The sequence below is a fragment of the Actinoalloteichus caeruleus DSM 43889 genome (assembly GCF_000429185.2).
GTDB lineage: Bacteria > Actinomycetota > Actinomycetes > Mycobacteriales > Pseudonocardiaceae > Actinoalloteichus_B > Actinoalloteichus_B caeruleus.
Genome location: NZ_AUBJ02000001.1, coordinates 3,267,633 through 3,282,745, shown reverse-complemented (window position 1 = coordinate 3,282,745; position 15,113 = coordinate 3,267,633). Strand labels below are relative to the sequence as shown.

Below are 15,113 nucleotides of genomic sequence, written 5' to 3'. Positions count from 1 at the left end.
GACGATGCCCGCGATGTCGGAAAATACGCACTGGAAGCTGGCCACGTCTCCCACGACGGAGGTCCAGGTCGCAGAGGATGTTGTGGCGCTCAAGGCGCCCCTGGTTCGTGTTGACCGGGACGAGGACGGCACCTGGTCGTTCTTCGGTCCCGGCAGTGACGAGACGTCCACCCGGTCCACCACCCTCGGCGGTGTGGTGGACGCGTGGCCGCACGTCGCAGGGCTCACTGATCTGAACAACGGCAGCTCGGCCGTGTGGCACTGGGCCCAGCACGGCTGGGCCGTGGGCGGCGGCTGCACCTGCGGTCAGTGCAGTGACCCGGTCGCGGCGGACCTCGACCGGCAGTCCTGGCCGGACGCGCTGCCGCCCAACCGGCCGGTGCTCGTCGAGCGCAGGGTGCTCTCCGGTGAGGTCCGGTTGTCCGATCTCCGGCAGGAGGACGGGAACCTGCTCGTCCTGGGGCCGGGTGAGCAACAGCGGACAGCGGAGGAGATGGTGGCCATCGCCATCGTCGATGTCGTCCGCCGGTGGCCGCACAGCATGCACGCGTTGCGCGCGCTCCAGGAGGGCCGGGGGATGGAGTGGAATCCCGAGGCGCTGAACTGGCAGGAGTACGAGCTGGTCCCGGCCTGATCGGCCTCGTGGCGGCGGTGGGGAGGACGGAGCGGGGGAGAGTTCCCCGCACCGACGTCCCCTTCCCTGTCGGGGGCTCCACCGCCCAGTTCCGTTACCCGTGCCGACGGTGTGGACGGGACGGACGCGGTATCCCTCCCGGGTTCCCGGGAGTGCCGAGGTGCCCGGGCCACGGCCCGGCGCACTGCCTGTCGATCCCACGACGGGCACCGTCAGGCACGGTCGACGAAGCCCGCGCCTCCCGGCGCCCCTCGGATCCCGAGAAGTGCCGCGCACCAGTGCCGACGGCCGGTGGTGGCCGCCCGCGCCCCAGCTCGGGTGACGTCGGCCGGTTGGCCCACCCAGGGCGGGCGACGGCGGTACCACTCGGCTTGCGCGTGGCCGGATCCGGTGGACGCCACCATCCCGTGGCGGTCGCCGCTCGACGGGACGGGCGCCTCGCCGCGGCAGGGGCCCGGATCCCAGGGCTGCTGACCGACACCGTGCGCCGCGTGGGCCGACGCGGCGAGCGGGACAGGTGGACGGCGTGCGACGCGGTCCCCGTTCCCATCACGGACCTGAGTTCGCCGGAAATCACCGCCGACCACCCGGGCGGAACACCGGGGATCCGGGAGGCGGGTGGGGGCTCCTCAGCGCGGGGGTGACAGCACGCTGGTCATGACCCGGTGGTAGAGCAGTTCGAGCAGCCAGCGTCCGAAGACCGAACCCCCGAACTCCTGGGACCTGTCCTCCGGGCTGATCGCGACGGAGGCGTCCCCCTCCTCGTCGATCGTGACGACGCCGATCCCGTAGAAGTCCAGCTCGACGAGCGGCCAGGGGTCGGAGGTCTGGCTGGACGGCAGCACGACGGCGCACGGGGCGAGCGTCATCAGCGTGCCGCAGGACCGCAACGCCCTGCCGGCCCGGGACTCCGTGACCAGGACCCCGACGAGGTCCACTGCGGGCACCGGGATCTGGTCGTGCAGTGTCGGCTCGAACCACGAACGGAACCAGGAAGGGTCGGGTTCCGGGGGCCAGCCGTTCTCCATCCGCCAGCGGTGCACGTCTTCGCGCACCCGTACCAGGGCGGAGACGCGCTGGCCGAGAACGGAAACCTCGGTGATGAGCTGACCGCGCCAACCGAGCGCAGTGGCAGCCTGCTGGAGTGACGGCACCCCTACATCTAATCACCTGTGCTGGCGATGTCGTTACAGCGCGTCTGAATCTTTATCCAACAGCGGCTCAACTCTTCATCGAACGAGGACAGGGAGCCACTCGAAATCGCTGGTACGCATTCTCCTCGACAGCGCTGCGCACATTCTCGACTACCCGGTAAATCCGTTCTTTCACCAGGTCGCGACGGGGTGTCCTGTCAGGACGGCGGCCGCGACCGCCCTACGGTGGTCGAGCGGAGATCCCGCCCGACGGCGCCGGTTCCCCGGCCGGCGCCCACTTCGGCGGGTCGACCACGACGGGATGCGAGAGGCCGTGAGGGCGAGCATGCGGGCCGCGTGGCGGGGAGTGAGGCGCCCGGAGCGGCTACTCGCCGCGAAACCGGACAATCTGGTCGGCATCATTCGAATGCCCCACGCCGGCGTGAGTCCGCTGCGGTCGATCGCTCGCCGCCTCGTCGTCGCACTCGCGGCACTGCTCGTCTCCGTGGCACTGGTCTACGTCGAGCGGGACGGCTACCTCGACTTCACCGGCGGTGGTCTGTCCCTGCTGGACTGCTTCTACTACGCGAGCGTGTCCCTGTCCACGACGGGGTACGGCGACATCGTGCCGGTCTCCCCAGGGGCGCGACTGGTGAACGTCGTCGTCATCACCCCGCTCCGCGTGCTCTTCCTCATCATTCTCGTCGGCACCACGCTGGAGGTCCTCACCGAGCGGTCCCGGCAGACCCTGAGAATCCAACGCTGGAGGTCGCGGGTGAAGGACCACGTCGTCATCATCGGATACGGGACCAAGGGCAGGTCCGCGATCGCGGCCCTGATGAACGACGGCGTCGACGTGTCGGAACTCGTCGTCGTCGACACCGACCCCCGGGTGCTGGAAAGCGCCGAGGCGCACGGGCTGGTGGCCGTGCACGGGTCCGGCACCCGGTCGGACGTGCTCCGCATGGCCGAGGTCCATCGAGCCCGGTCCGTCGTGATCGCGCCGGACCGCGACGACGCCGCCGTCCTGATGACCCTGACCACCCGCGAGCTCGCGCCCCACGCGCAGGTGGTGGTGGCGGTGCGCGAGTCCGAGAACGTCCACCTGCTCCGGCAGTCCGGTGCGGACTCCGTCGTGGTGTCCAGCGAGACCGCCGGCAGGCTGCTGGGCATGGCGACCCTGTCGCCCTCCCTGGTCGACCTCTTCGAGACGATCATCAGCTCCGACGCGGAGGTCGTGTTGGCCGAGAGAGCCCTCACCCCGGACGAGTACGGGCGGTCCCCCCGGGACATCACCGGACCGGTGCTCGCCGTCGTGCGCGACGCCGGACTGGTCCCCGTCGACTCGCCGGAGGCGGCGGTGCTCCGCCCCGCGGACCGGGTGATCTACCTGCGCGACGGCGGGTCGGGCCAGGCGCGGCCGCCCGGCGACGGCGGGCAGGGCTGAACACCGGGTCGACTCGGCCGACGGGACACACACCCGGCGCACACCGAGCGTCTGGAAGCATGGCACACCGTGGTGAGGCGTGGACCCGCTCGATGGGTGCTGGTGATGATCGCGATGGGCGTGCTCGGGCTTGCCGTCGTCTTCGCCGCCACGAGGATCCTCCCCCTCAACGCCGGGACCGGTGAACTCCGCGAGACGACCGCCACCGTCCTCGTCTCCGGGGAGTGCGCCGCCGACGAGAACGACAAGGTGATGTTCACCGTCGACGGCGAGCAGCACGTCGCGGACCTCGAAGCCTGCGGCCACCACGAGGAACGGGAACTCGACGTCGAGGTGGTGCGGCTCGGTTCCGGCCAGTACCGGGTCTGGCTCGCGGGGACCAGCCCCGCCGGAGTGGGGGAGACCAACGACCGGGTCTCGGCGGTCCTGCTCACCATCGCGGCGGTGGGCGGAGCCGGACTGGCCTTCCTGCTCCGGCAGACCACCCGCGACATCCGGCGGATGCGGGCCCGCCGCGCGGGCGGTGCCACCCCGGCGCCCGGCCCCACCGGTCGCGGGAAGCGCGGGCTGGGCGCCGCTGGACAGGTACCGACCGCCCGCGCCGGCACGCCGGACGCCACCCAGGACCCACCCGGCGAGGACTCCGCGTACCGGGAGGGATGGGGGCTCGGGTCGGGCGCGAGCGGCCAGGACCCGCCCCGGTCCGACACCGGCGGTGCGCGCGATCCGGAGACCCCGCCGGGCGGGCTGGACGACCACCGAGGACAGGCGCCGGCGGGAACCGCCTTCTTCGCACCCGTGGACCACGAGCCGACACCGGCGGGGCCCAGCACCGGAACCGCCTTCTTCCCGCCCGTGGGCGCCGGCGAGTCGGACACCGGTGCTCGTGGTCAGGAGGGGACCGCGTTCTTCCCACCAGCCGACGGCGCCCGCCCGGAGGGACCGCCACCGGAGCCGCCTCCCGGCACGCCGAGGTGACACCACGCCTCCGCGCGTCGCCCCCACCGGGTTGGCCGGCCAGGGTGGCCGCGCTGCGTGATCCGGCTTCCCTCGACGGGCGCCCCGAACCCCGCCGCGCCCGTTCCCGGTGGGAAGGGGGGCCGCGTCAGGGCGGTCGGATCAGCTGACCTGGCCGGACTCCACGGCCCACGTGTTGCACTCGAAGGTCAGGTTGATCTCGTAGCCGTGCCGCATCCACGCGCCGTTCCGCTCCGGGGCACCGTGGTCGCGGGACCCGTTCTGCGGCCAGTCCCCCCGGTTGGCGGCGTCGTTGAGCGCCGCCGTCGCGGTGTTGATGTCGACCACGCCGGTCCGGTTCATCGCCGCCATCAACATCCCGCCGAAGCAGGATGCCTGGAGTTCCATCCGTCGCGAGATCTCCAGCCCCGCCGCGGAGTCGACGCCCACCTCGTAGCGGTCGTCCCACGCGGCCTGCATGATCCCGGCCAACGCCTGGACGTGGTGGCCGTACTCGTGCGCGAAGACGCTCAGGTAGGGGCCGGGGGAGTCACCGAGCCGTTCCTGCTGCGCGTGCACCGCGGCGGCCATGTAGATGGTCTGGTTGCCGCTGCAGTAGTAGGAGGACTGCGCGGTGCCGCACGGCGTGTCCACGGGCCCGTTGATCACCACCAGCGCCGGTTCGGTGCTCGGGAGGTTCACGGCCTCCAGCGCGTGGGACCACGAGTCGACCGCGCAGGGCATGGCCGACCGGTAGTAGGTCTCCTGCCCCGCCGCGTCCGGGCTGAAGCCGGCCAGCTGGCAGGCGGTGGTGTCGGCGGCACGCAGACCGCCCGCGTGGATCGGGTTGTCGGCGAGCAGCAGCACCGGGTGAGGCGCGGGCGGGGGAGGCGGCGGCGCCTCCTCTGTCGGCTCGACCAGCGGGGTGTCCTCGGTCGGTTCGGGGCGTTCGGGGCGTTCGGGAGGGACCGGCAGGTCCCTCGGCGGCGGTGTCGGCGGTGGCGTGGGGACGACGAACTCGGTGCGGCGTTCCGAGGCCTCCTGGCCGGACCGGGGTCCGCTGCCGGACGAGGCGACGGCGACGACGGCGACGACGGTGGCACCCAGGCCGATGGCCAGCAGCCAGCCAGGCCACCCGTTACCTCCCCGGCCCGGGCGCTGGGGTAACGGGGCGTCGCTGTCGGCGAATCGGGCGCCGGTCGGCGGCGCCGGGCGGGCGCCGCGCAGGGGGTGGGTCGGCATCCGTGCCGCCGGCCTGGGTGGCGGCAGCGGCTGGCGTCCCGGCCCCGTCGGGCCGGCAACCGGCATCGCCCCCGCCCCACCAGCGGCGCGGCCCCCGTCCGCCGGTGGCCTCGCCACGCCCTGGGCCCGCTGGTCGGGCCGCGAGGGGTCCGCGCCCCGCTGCGCGGCGCGGGCCCCCCGGCCGGTCCCGGGACGGCCCAACGGTCGCGCCACCGGCGGGGGCGCGACGGGACGAGGCGGCGGCCAGGACCCGTCAGGCGGGTTCGGCTGCGACATATGACTGGTTCCCCCTGTACGCGCTCACGGTTGTCGGCGGTTGGCCACCGCCGACCGGTGCCGATCCACCACGGCTCCGGGACCGTCCACGCGTCCGCGGAACGCACTTCCTCGAGGAGCGCTCCGGTGAACCGGCCCAGAGCATAGGTCGGCTCCGCTATTCTCCGCTGCCGTGTTGACTAACTGGGGGCTCACCGCGTCCGCCCTGATGTTGGCCGGTGCCGCCGGTCTCGGCGCGCCGGCGCCCGCCCAGGCGCCACCCGGGCTGCCGGGCACGGTGAGCGCCCAGGTCGACCTCCGGCTGGAGCGGGACGGATCGCTGATGGTCGTCGAGCACGTCCTCGTCCCGGACGGGATGTCCGCATCGAGGGCGGTGCCGCTCCGACTGCCCTCGGGGGAGGGGCTGGACCGGGTCTTCGAGGTGCGTGACCCGGTGGCCGAGGGCGCGGCGACCCTGGTGCGGGAGGACGACGGGTTCGGCTACACGGCCGAACCGGGAGAGTCGACGGTGCGGTACACCGTGGACGGCGCCGTCGCCGACGCGGGGGCCGGTCAGGAGGCCTACTGGCGGCTCGGCGGGTGGGACGTCCCGGTCGACTCGGTCACGATCTCCTTCGTCTCCCCCACCCAGCCCCGCACCATCACCTGCCTGGCCGGGCCGCCAGGCACCAGCACGAACTGCACCGTGTCCCAACTGGACGTCGGGCAGCCCGCCAGCGCCCGGGAGATCGGGGTGGAGCCCGGTGACCGCATCGACCTCACCGTCGGCCTGGAACCCGGGACGACGCCGGCCACCGCGCGGTTCGAGGAGACCTTCGACCTGGCCAGGGCCTTCTCCCTCCACCCTGGCAGCGCCGCCGGCCTCGGTGTGGTGCTCGCCCTCACCCTCGGCGCGGTGGGGTGGCTGTTCCACGCGCGGCGCCGGGACGCCCTGGCCCTCGCGCGGGAGAGCGACCCGGTCGAGGTGCTGGTGGCCGAGGAGGGCGGTGGTGTCGGCTTCGCCAGCCCCGACGGGGTGCTGCCCGGGCAGGTGGGCACCGTCGTCGACGAGCACGTCGACGTCGTGGACGTCACCGCGACCGTGGTGGACCTCGCCGTCCGGAACTACCTGTGGATCGAGGAGCTGCACGTCGACGACGGCGTCCTCGACTGGCGGATCGTGCGCCGCAACGAGCCGGACGAGGCGCTGCACCCGTACGAGCTCGCCGTGTACGAGGCACTGCTCGGCGGTGGCGGTGACCGCGCACCCCTGCGGGAGGTCCGGCTCAGCGACTGGCGTCGGGGAGGTCAGCGCATCGACCTGGCCCGCGTGCGGGACGAGCTGTACGACGACGTCGTCCGCCAGCACTGGTTCTCCGTGCGGCCCGACCGGGCCCGCAACCGGTGGTGGTGGGCCGGTGCCGCCCTCTCCACCGCCGGGGTCGCCGCGACGGCGGTCCTGGTCTTCACCACCGACCTCGCGCTGGTCGGTTTGGGCGTGCTCGCCGCCGGCGTCGTGGTCACGGCGCTCTCCCGGTGGATCCCCTCCCGGACCCGGCGCGGTCGCGACCTGGTCGCGCAGGTCCGGGGGCTGCGGCAGTACCTGGACACCGTTCCGGTCAGCACCGTCCCACCCGAGGACCGCGAGGTGGTGTTCTCCCGTTCGCTGCCCTACGCGGTGGTGCTCGGCGAGACCGACCGGTGGCTCACCGAGTTCGCCTCGGTGGACGTCGACGCCGACGGCACCCCGGGCCTGTACTGGTACGGCGAGGACCTGGGGGAGGACCGCCACGTGACCCCGGAGCTCGACCGGTTCGCGACCCACTTCCCGAGCTTCCTCGCCGAGCTGGACGGGGTGCTCGCCGAGTCGGGGCACCTCAGGTCGCTGCGGTGAACGGACCGGCCACCGGTGCTGCGCCGCGACCGGTCGGCAACACGCCGTAGCGATTGTGGGCGGTCGCGCCCCGAGTCGTAGGCTGCGGGGCATGGTCGACCACCTGCTGCACCGGTTCACCCTGCCCAACGGGCTGCGTGTGGTCCTGGCACCCGACAGGGCGGCTCCCGTCGTCGGCGTCAGCGTCCACTACGACGTCGGTTTCCGTTCCGAACCGGAGGGGAGAACCGGTTTCGCGCACCTGTTCGAGCACCTGATGTTCCAGGGCAGCGAGAGCCTGGAGAAGCTCGCGCACTTCCGGCACATCCAGAGTTCCGGCGGCACCTTCAACGGGTCCACCCACCCCGACTACACCGACTACCACATCCTGCTGCCCTCGGCCGGCCTGGAACGGGCCCTGTTCCTCGAGGCCGACCGGATGCGCGCCCCCAGGATCACCGAGGAGAACCTGCGCAACCAGGTCGACGTGGTGAAGGAGGAGATCCGCCTCAACGTGCTGAACCGCCCCTACGGCGGGTTCCCGTGGATCACCCTCCCGCCGGTGCTGTACCGGACCTTCGCCAACGCCCACAACGGCTACGGGGACTTCACCGACCTCGAGCAGGCGACGGTGGAGGACTGCGCCGCGTTCTTCGACACCTACTACGCGCCGAGCAACGCGGTGCTGACCATCGCGGGAGACCTCGACGTCGACCACGCGCGGGAACTCGTCGAACGCCACTTCGGCGACGTGCCGGCCCGCCGGACCCCGGAACGGCCCTCCTTCGCGGAACCGGCGCCGACCGAGGAACGGCGTGGCGAGCACGACGACCCGCACGCGCCGCTGCCGGCGTTCGCCGCCGGGTACCGCCTGCCCGACCCGAACGCCGACCTCGACGCCTACCTGGCCCACCTGGTGCTGTCCGGGGTGCTCGCCGACGGCGACTCGTCCCGGCTCACCCAGCGGTTGGTGCACGCCGAACCGTTGGCGATCGAGGTCGGTTGCCGGTGCGGCCTGTTCGCGCCGCTCGACGCGCGCGACCCGGACACCTTCCTGATCACCGTGGTCCACGCGCAGGGGGTCGACCAGGAGAGGCTCCTGACCGCGATCGACGAGGAACTGGAGCGGCTGGCCGTCGAGGGTCCGACCGAGGAGGAGGTCACCAGGGTCGTCGCGCGGTGGGCGGCCTCCCTGCACCGGGAGCACGACAGGCTCATGTCCCGAACCCTGCAACTGGGCGCCTTCGAGCTGCTGTTCGGACGTGCCGAGCTCGCCGCCGAACTCCCCGAGCGGTTGGGCGTGGTCGGCCCCTCGGACGTCGCGGCGGCGGCCAAGGCCCTGCGGCCGGAGTCCCGGGCAGTGCTCACCGTGCGCCCCGGCTCCGCCGCCAACGACGACACCGACGGAGGTGGACAGTGACCGGCCAGAACGTCGAGAGCCCGCGGCGGCGCACCGCGGAGGAGATCGGGAGCACCGACCGAGGCCCCCGGCCGCTGCCCGCGCTGGGGACGGCTCGGTTCGCCGAGCAGCCACCGCGCATCGACACCATGCTGCCGAACGGGCTCCGGCTCGTCGCCGTCCGACAGCCCACGGTGCCCATGGTGGAGCTGCGGCTGCGACTGCCCTTCGCCGGCACCGAACGGGACCACGCCGCCCGCTCCGAACTGCTCGCCTCCACGCTGCTGACGGGGACCGAGCGCCGCGACCGGGTGGCGATGGACACCGACCTGGCGATGGTGGGCGCGGACCTCGGCGCCGGGGTCGACCCCGAGCGGCTCAGCATCGCGGGCAACGCCCTCGCCAGCGGCCTCGACGCGTTCCTCGACGTTTTCGCCGACGCGGTGACCGGTGCCGCCTACCGGGACCACGAGGTCGACAGGGAACGCGACCGGCTGGTCGAGCGCATCGGGGTCGCCCGCAGCCAGCCCGGGACCATCGCGCGGGAAGCCCTGCAACGGCGCCGCTTCGGCGACCACCCGCTGGCCAGGGAGCTGCCCTCCACGAACGCCGTGCGCGCGGTCGACGCCGACCAGGTGCGCGCGCTGCACGACCAGTTGGTGCGCCCCTCGGGCGGTGTGCTGGTGATGGTCGGTGACCTCGACCTGGACGCGGTGGCCGACCAGGTGGGTGACCGCCTCGCCGGGTGGCGCCCCGGGCCGGCGACCGGCGGTCTGCCGGAGGTGCCGCGCATCGAGGGCGGGGACGTCCTGCTCGTCGACCGGCCTGGTGCGGTCCAGTCGCAGATCAGGTTGTCGGGGCAGGCCATCCCCCGGCACCACCCGGACTACCCCGCGCTGCAACTGGCGAACCTCGTCTTCGGTGGCTACTTCTCGTCCCGCCTCGTCGAGAACATCAGGGAGGACAAGGGGTACACCTACAGCGCGCACTCCACCTTCGAGTTCACCGGGGACACCGCCGGCGTCCTGTGCGAGGCCGACACCGCCAGCGGTGTGACCGCCGCGGCGTTGATGGAGATCCGGTACGAGCTGGCCAGGATGGCCGTCGCGCCGATCGGTGAGGAGGAGGTGACCGCGGCGCGGGACTACCTGATCGGTCTGCTGCTGATCTCGACGTCCTCGCAGAGCGGGCTCGCCGCGAACCTCCAGAACCTGGCGACGGCCGGGGTGTCCCTGGACTGGCTCCGCGAGCACCCCGATCGCCTGCGCGCGGTCACCGTGGAGCAGGTGTCCGAGGCGGCCCGCCGGTACCTGGCGCCGCCGAACTTCACCGGGGTCGTCGTCGGGGACGCCGCCGTCCTCGGCGAACCGCTACGAGCACTGGGAGATGTCGTCCTGCCGTGAGGTCGTCACAACACTCGTCAGCGCGGCCCGGTGGTGAGGTCGACTTCCAGCTGACCGGTTCTCCAGCCCTGTCCCGCTCCACGGTGGACCGCAGGGAGCTCGTCCGAGGTGACCCCGGTCTGTTGCGGGCGCTCTGGGAGAACGGACGGATGCTGGCGGTCGACCCGCTCGGTCGGGCCCTGGTCACGAGGGAGGAGGCCGCTCCGCACCGTCGACGGCTGGTCGACCGGCCGGTGACCGACGCGGAACCGCCCGAGGAGGCGGTGCTGCTGGGCGCGGACGGCGAGACGGGGTACTGGGCGGTGCCGGTCTCGGAGGGCGAGGCCGACGCCTGGGCCGAACGGGTCCCGGAGTCCGAGCGGGAATGGCTGGACCTCAGGTTCACCGGAGCGCTGCTCGACGACACCGGCGCCGGCCTGCTCACCACGGCGGTCGGGCTGCTGTCCTGGCACCGGCGCGCCGCGTTCTGCGCGAACTGCGGAGCGCCCTCGGTGGCCTCCCAGGCCGGCTGGACCCGGCACTGCACGGGCTGCGGCCGGGAGGAGTACCCGCGCACCGACCCGGCGGTCATCTGCCTGGTGCACGACGGTGCGGGCAACGTGGTCCTGGCACGCCAGCCCACCTGGCCAGCCGACCGGTACTCCATCCTCGCCGGGTTCGTGGAGACCGGGGAGTCCCTGGAGCACTGCGTGGTCCGCGAGGTCGCGGAGGAGGTGGGCGTCCAGGTCGGCGAGGTGCGCTACCTCGGTAGCCAGCCCTGGCCGTTCCCCCGGTCGTTGATGATGGGTTTCACGGCGCTCGCCGAACCCTCGGCGCCGCTGCACCCGGCCGACGGGGAGATCGAACAGGCGCACTGGGTCCCCCGGGACCGGGTGCGCACCGCGCTGCGCGCGGGCGGGGGCGTCCCGGGCCTGATCCTGCCCGGCGCGTCCTCCATCGCCAGGGGCATGTTGGAGGCCTGGGCCTCGGCCGGCTGAGGCCGGCCCAGCTCGACCGCCGCGCGCCCCGGAGCGGGCGTTCACACGTGGCGTCGGGACCGCCGGGGCGGCAGGGACCGCGCACCCCCATCCGGGTGCCACCTGCCGCCGCCGGTCGACGAGCGGTTGAGAGGATGCCCGCATGGTGGGTGAGCGGCGACTCCTGGACGGCCTCGACCCCGAGCAGCGGACCGCGGTGCTCGCTCCCCGCGGCCCGGTCTGCGTTCTCGCCGGCGCGGGTACCGGCAAGACCAGGACCATCACCCGGCGGATCGCCGCGCTCGTCCACCAGGGCCACGTCGCGCCAGGACAGGTGCTGGCGGTCACCTTCACCGCCCGGGCCGCCGCCGAGCTCAGGACCCGGTTGCGGGACCTCGGAGTGGGCGGGGTCCAGGCCCGCACCTTCCACGCCGCGGCCCTCCGCCAGCTGCGGTACTTCTGGCCCAGGGTGGTGGGCGACGCGCCCTGGCAGCTGCTGGAGCGCAAACCCACCCTCGTCGCCCAGGCAGCCCACCGGCTGGGCGTCGACACCGAGCGGGAGACACTGCGGGACCTCATCGCCGAGATCGAGTGGGCCAAGGGGACGTTGGTGACACCCGGCGACTACCCCCGTGCCGCGGCGCGCCGCACCCCGCCGGTGGCGGCGGAGCTCACCGCCCGCGTCTACGACGGCTACGAGCGGCTGAAGAACGAGGCGCGTCTCCTCGACTTCGACGACCTGCTGCTGCACACCGCCGCTGCTCTGGAGGAGCACCAGGAGGTCGCCGGCGAGTTCCGGGACCGGTACCGGTGCTTCGTCGTCGACGAGTACCAGGACGTGACCCCCCTGCAACAGCGGGTGCTGGACGCCTGGCTCGGCGACCGGGACGACCTCACTGTGGTCGGCGACGCCAACCAGACCATCTACTCGTTCGCCGGGGCCTCGCCGCGTTGGCTGCTCGGCTTCTCCCGCCGCTACCAGGGGTCGACGGTGGTGCGGCTCGAACGGGACTACCGCTCGACCCCGCAGGTCGTCGCGCTGGCCAACGGGCTCATCGACCGGGCGAAGGAGCGCCCGGCCGGTAGCCGGCTCCGGTTGGTGGGACAGCGCCAGGACGGCCCCGAACCCACCTACGGGGAGTACGACGACGAGCCGGCCGAGGCGAGGGCCGTCGCACGTCGGATCCGGGAGCTCGTCGAGTCGGGGACCGCACCGAGCGAGATCGCCGTCCTGTACCGGATCAACGCCCAGTCCGAGGCGTACGAGCAGGCGCTGTCCGAGGTGGGGGTCGCCTACCAGGTGCGGGGCGGGGAACGGTTCTTCGCCCGGCAGGAGGTGCGGCAGGCCGTGCGCGCCCTCCGCGCCGCCGCGGGGGAGGAGGACCCCGGACGGGACCCGGGGGGCCGACCGGACGCCGACCTGCCGGCACGGGTGCGGGTGGTGCTGGCCCCGCTCGGGCTGACCGCCGAGGCTCCGCCTGGCCAGGCCGCCCGGGAACGGTGGGAGTCCCTGCGCGCCCTCGCCGACCTGGCCGTGGAACTGGCCAGGGCGGTGCCGGAGGCGGATCTGCGCCGGTTCTGCGCGGACCTCGACATGCGGGCGGAGGCCCAGTTCCCGCCCACCGTCCAGGGCGTCACCCTGGCCTCGCTGCACGCCGCGAAGGGACTGGAGTGGGACGCGGTCTTCCTGGTGGGTCTGGTGGACGGGACGCTGCCCATCCAGCACGCCGAGGGTGACGACGCCGCGATCGAGGAGGAACGGCGGCTGTTGTACGTCGGCGTGACGCGGGCACGGGACCGGCTCTGGTTGTCCTGGTCGTTGGCCAAGGTGGAGGGCGGCCGTCGCTACCGGAGGCGGAGCAGGTTCCTCCACGGCGTGATACCCGATGGGCACCCGGTCTCGCTGGCGAGCCGGACCCGCCGGCGGGAGGAGGGGAACGCGGTCGGGACCGCCCCGCGCCCCACGTGCCGGGTGTGCGGCCGCGCCCTGGTCGGGGCGTCCGAGGTGAAGCTGACCCGGTGCGCGGACTGCCCCTCCGACGTCGACCAGGACCTGCTCGAACGGCTCCGCCGGTGGCGCGCCGAACGCGCGACGTCGCTGCGGGTGCCGGCGTTCGTGGTCCTCAGCGACGCCACGTTGCTGGCGGTGGCCGAACAGCGTCCCTCGGACCGTGCCGGCCTGGTCGCGATTCCCGGGATCGGGGCCACCAAGCTCGACAGCTACGGCGCCGACCTGTTGGCGGTTGTCCGGGAAAAGACGCAGCTCAACGGCTAGGTACTCACTCGTCCGCATGAAGTCGGAAAATCAGTTGCGCGGCCGACGGGCCGCCCAATAACCTGCACATGCCCGGGTCGGAAGACCTGGAGCCACTGGTGAGCCCGGTGGCGCTGCGTAGTGGAGAGGTGGTGGTCCCGGTGACGACTTCGCTGATGAGCAATCGTGAGCCCGGCTGCCCGACCTCCTGGGCAGTGGGGCGCCTTCCCTTGGCAGCCCTCGGGGTGTTTCCCGCCTCGGTACGAGCACGCCTCGGCTTCCGCTACGACGCCATCGATCGCCAGACCTTCCCCAGCGCGTTCGCGCCGTCTCCCATCAATCCTGTCGACATCCGCACAGGAGTGCGCCTGACCTAGGTCAGGACTCTCAGGCTTACCGAGGCCGCGGACCCGTGTCGACGGATCCGCGGCCTTCGTGTTTTTTCCGCCACCCAACGGCCCCGACGTGGCCGACTACAAGAGGAGAACGCATGTCCACCGTGACCGTCCCACTGTCGGATGGTTCACCTGCCCACTCGTTGACCGGCCGGCCCACGTCGGTTCCCCTGCCGTCCGCCGGTGAGTCCCAGCTCGGGATCGGCGAGCTGTTCACCACCGTTCCCGAGGAGGCCAACCTGCCCTGCCAGACCGAGGACCCGGACCTCTGGTTCGCCGAGGGCCCCGCCGACCTCCAGCGCGCCAAGCAGTTCTGCGGCGGTTGTCCGGTGCGGGCAGCCTGCCTGGCCGGGGCGATCGCCCGGCGTGAGCCCTGGGGCGTCTGGGGAGGGGAGATCTTCGAACGCGGCGACATCATCGCCAGGAAGAGGCCGAGGGGCCGTCCCCGCAAGTCCGACACGACCACCACCGCACTGAACGGCGCGAAGGAGAAGGCAGCATGAACGGCTCGAACATCTGGCACGAGGACCAGCTGGTGCCCAGGGTCAGGCTCATCGGCGCCGACCAGGCTAGCGAGGCCATACTGCTCCACGAATCCCTGGCCAGAGCCCAGATACGGGGTCGACGGGAGTCCCAGTGGCGACATCAACGCGCGGCGGAGCGAGTCCGCCGCGCACGTCGCTGGCGGTGGCTCGCCGCGTTCGCCGTCCGGCGGGCGGACGCGGCCGACGCCGCCTGACGACACGAAGGGCCCTGGCCCCGGCACGTGTCGCCGGGGCCAGGGCCTGGCATGACCCCGGGGCTGCCACTAGAGATGGGGAGTCGGGTCGCACGGGACCCACCGGAGGTCGGGCGGCGCGTCGGCGACCCGCGTGCCTGACGCCTGCCCGCCCCGCTCGGTCGATGTCGGTTCCCTCGCACCCGCACAGGCCGCGGAGAACGCGAGGACGCCCACGACCACCGTCGCGGTCATGATGTGACCTTTCATGCTGACAACTCCTCCACCAGGGTGGGCGTGGTTGGTCAGCAGGCAGCGTGACCGGTCGCCAGGCGGGAACGGCAGTCCTCGGCGTCATCGGTTCTCGTGACAGGTGTCAGCACGGCGGCTCGCCGAATCCCGCTCATGGCCGACGCCGGGAGCGGCGAACGCGCCACCGTCCCGAGA

General features: G+C 72.9%; 13 protein-coding genes. 11 read left to right on the top strand and 2 right to left on the bottom strand.

Annotated features, from left to right (window positions below; genetic code table 11):
- Positions 1-13: 13 nt before the first annotated feature.
- Positions 14-634: a hypothetical protein gene (locus G443_RS12570; protein WP_026417260.1), complete on the top strand. Its 621-nt coding sequence runs from the start codon at positions 14-16 to the stop codon at positions 632-634.
- Positions 635-1,263: 629 nt separating this feature from the next.
- On the opposite strand, the gene G443_RS12565 is transcribed toward G443_RS12570, so the two are convergent.
- Positions 1,264-1,689, bottom strand: coding sequence for a hypothetical protein (locus G443_RS12565; protein ID WP_248783754.1), 426 nt, complete (start codon positions 1,687-1,689; stop codon positions 1,264-1,266).
- Between the two features lie 424 nt (positions 1,690-2,113).
- Here G443_RS12565 and G443_RS12560 point away from each other — a divergent pair, with 424 nt between their 5' ends.
- Positions 2,114-3,214: a potassium channel family protein gene (locus G443_RS12560; RefSeq protein ID WP_026417257.1), complete on the top strand. Its 1,101-nt coding sequence runs from the start codon at positions 2,114-2,116 to the stop codon at positions 3,212-3,214.
- 69 nt (positions 3,215-3,283) lie between these two features.
- Complete coding sequence (locus G443_RS12555) at positions 3,284-4,192, top strand: hypothetical protein (RefSeq protein ID WP_155886015.1); 909 nt, start codon at positions 3,284-3,286, stop codon at positions 4,190-4,192.
- A gap of 141 nt (positions 4,193-4,333) precedes the next feature.
- Here G443_RS12555 and G443_RS12550 read toward each other — a convergent pair whose 3' ends face one another.
- Positions 4,334-5,413 (bottom strand): neutral zinc metallopeptidase, encoded by a 1,080-nt coding sequence (locus G443_RS12550; protein WP_051712629.1) that lies wholly within the window; start codon positions 5,411-5,413, stop codon positions 4,334-4,336.
- A 448-nt stretch (positions 5,414-5,861) separates the two neighbouring features.
- Here G443_RS12550 and G443_RS12545 point away from each other — a divergent pair, with 448 nt between their 5' ends.
- From G443_RS12545 to G443_RS12510, 8 genes are all read left to right on the top strand, one after another.
- Positions 5,862-7,562, top strand: coding sequence for a DUF2207 family protein (locus tag G443_RS12545; protein WP_026417256.1), 1,701 nt, complete (start codon positions 5,862-5,864; stop codon positions 7,560-7,562).
- Between the two features lie 91 nt (positions 7,563-7,653).
- The gene (locus G443_RS12540) at positions 7,654-8,961 is read left to right on the top strand and encodes a M16 family metallopeptidase (protein WP_026417255.1); all 1,308 of its coding nucleotides are present in this window, start codon (positions 7,654-7,656) and stop codon (positions 8,959-8,961) included.
- The gene (locus G443_RS12535) at positions 8,958-10,343 is read left to right on the top strand and encodes a M16 family metallopeptidase (RefSeq protein WP_026417254.1); all 1,386 of its coding nucleotides are present in this window, start codon (positions 8,958-8,960) and stop codon (positions 10,341-10,343) included. The genes G443_RS12540 and G443_RS12535 overlap by 4 nt, the downstream gene beginning before the upstream one ends.
- Positions 10,340-11,320 (top strand): NAD(+) diphosphatase, encoded by a 981-nt coding sequence (nudC, locus tag G443_RS12530; RefSeq protein WP_245588667.1) that lies wholly within the window; start codon positions 10,340-10,342, stop codon positions 11,318-11,320. The genes G443_RS12535 and nudC overlap by 4 nt, the downstream gene beginning before the upstream one ends.
- Positions 11,321-11,462: 142 nt before the next feature.
- Positions 11,463-13,574, top strand: coding sequence for an ATP-dependent DNA helicase UvrD2 (locus G443_RS12525; RefSeq protein ID WP_026417252.1), 2,112 nt, complete (start codon positions 11,463-11,465; stop codon positions 13,572-13,574).
- Positions 13,575-13,714: 140 nt separating this feature from the next.
- Entirely contained in the window at positions 13,715-13,930 is a 216-nt protein-coding gene (locus tag G443_RS12520; RefSeq protein WP_155886014.1) for a hypothetical protein, read from the top strand.
- Positions 13,931-14,043: 113 nt separating this feature from the next.
- On the top strand, positions 14,044-14,451 hold the full coding sequence (locus G443_RS12515; RefSeq protein WP_030104122.1) for a WhiB family transcriptional regulator: 408 nt from the start codon (positions 14,044-14,046) through the stop codon (positions 14,449-14,451).
- On the top strand, positions 14,448-14,687 hold the full coding sequence (locus G443_RS12510) for a hypothetical protein (RefSeq protein ID WP_030104121.1): 240 nt from the start codon (positions 14,448-14,450) through the stop codon (positions 14,685-14,687). The genes G443_RS12515 and G443_RS12510 overlap by 4 nt, the downstream gene beginning before the upstream one ends.
- Positions 14,688-15,113: the final 426 nt, after the last annotated feature.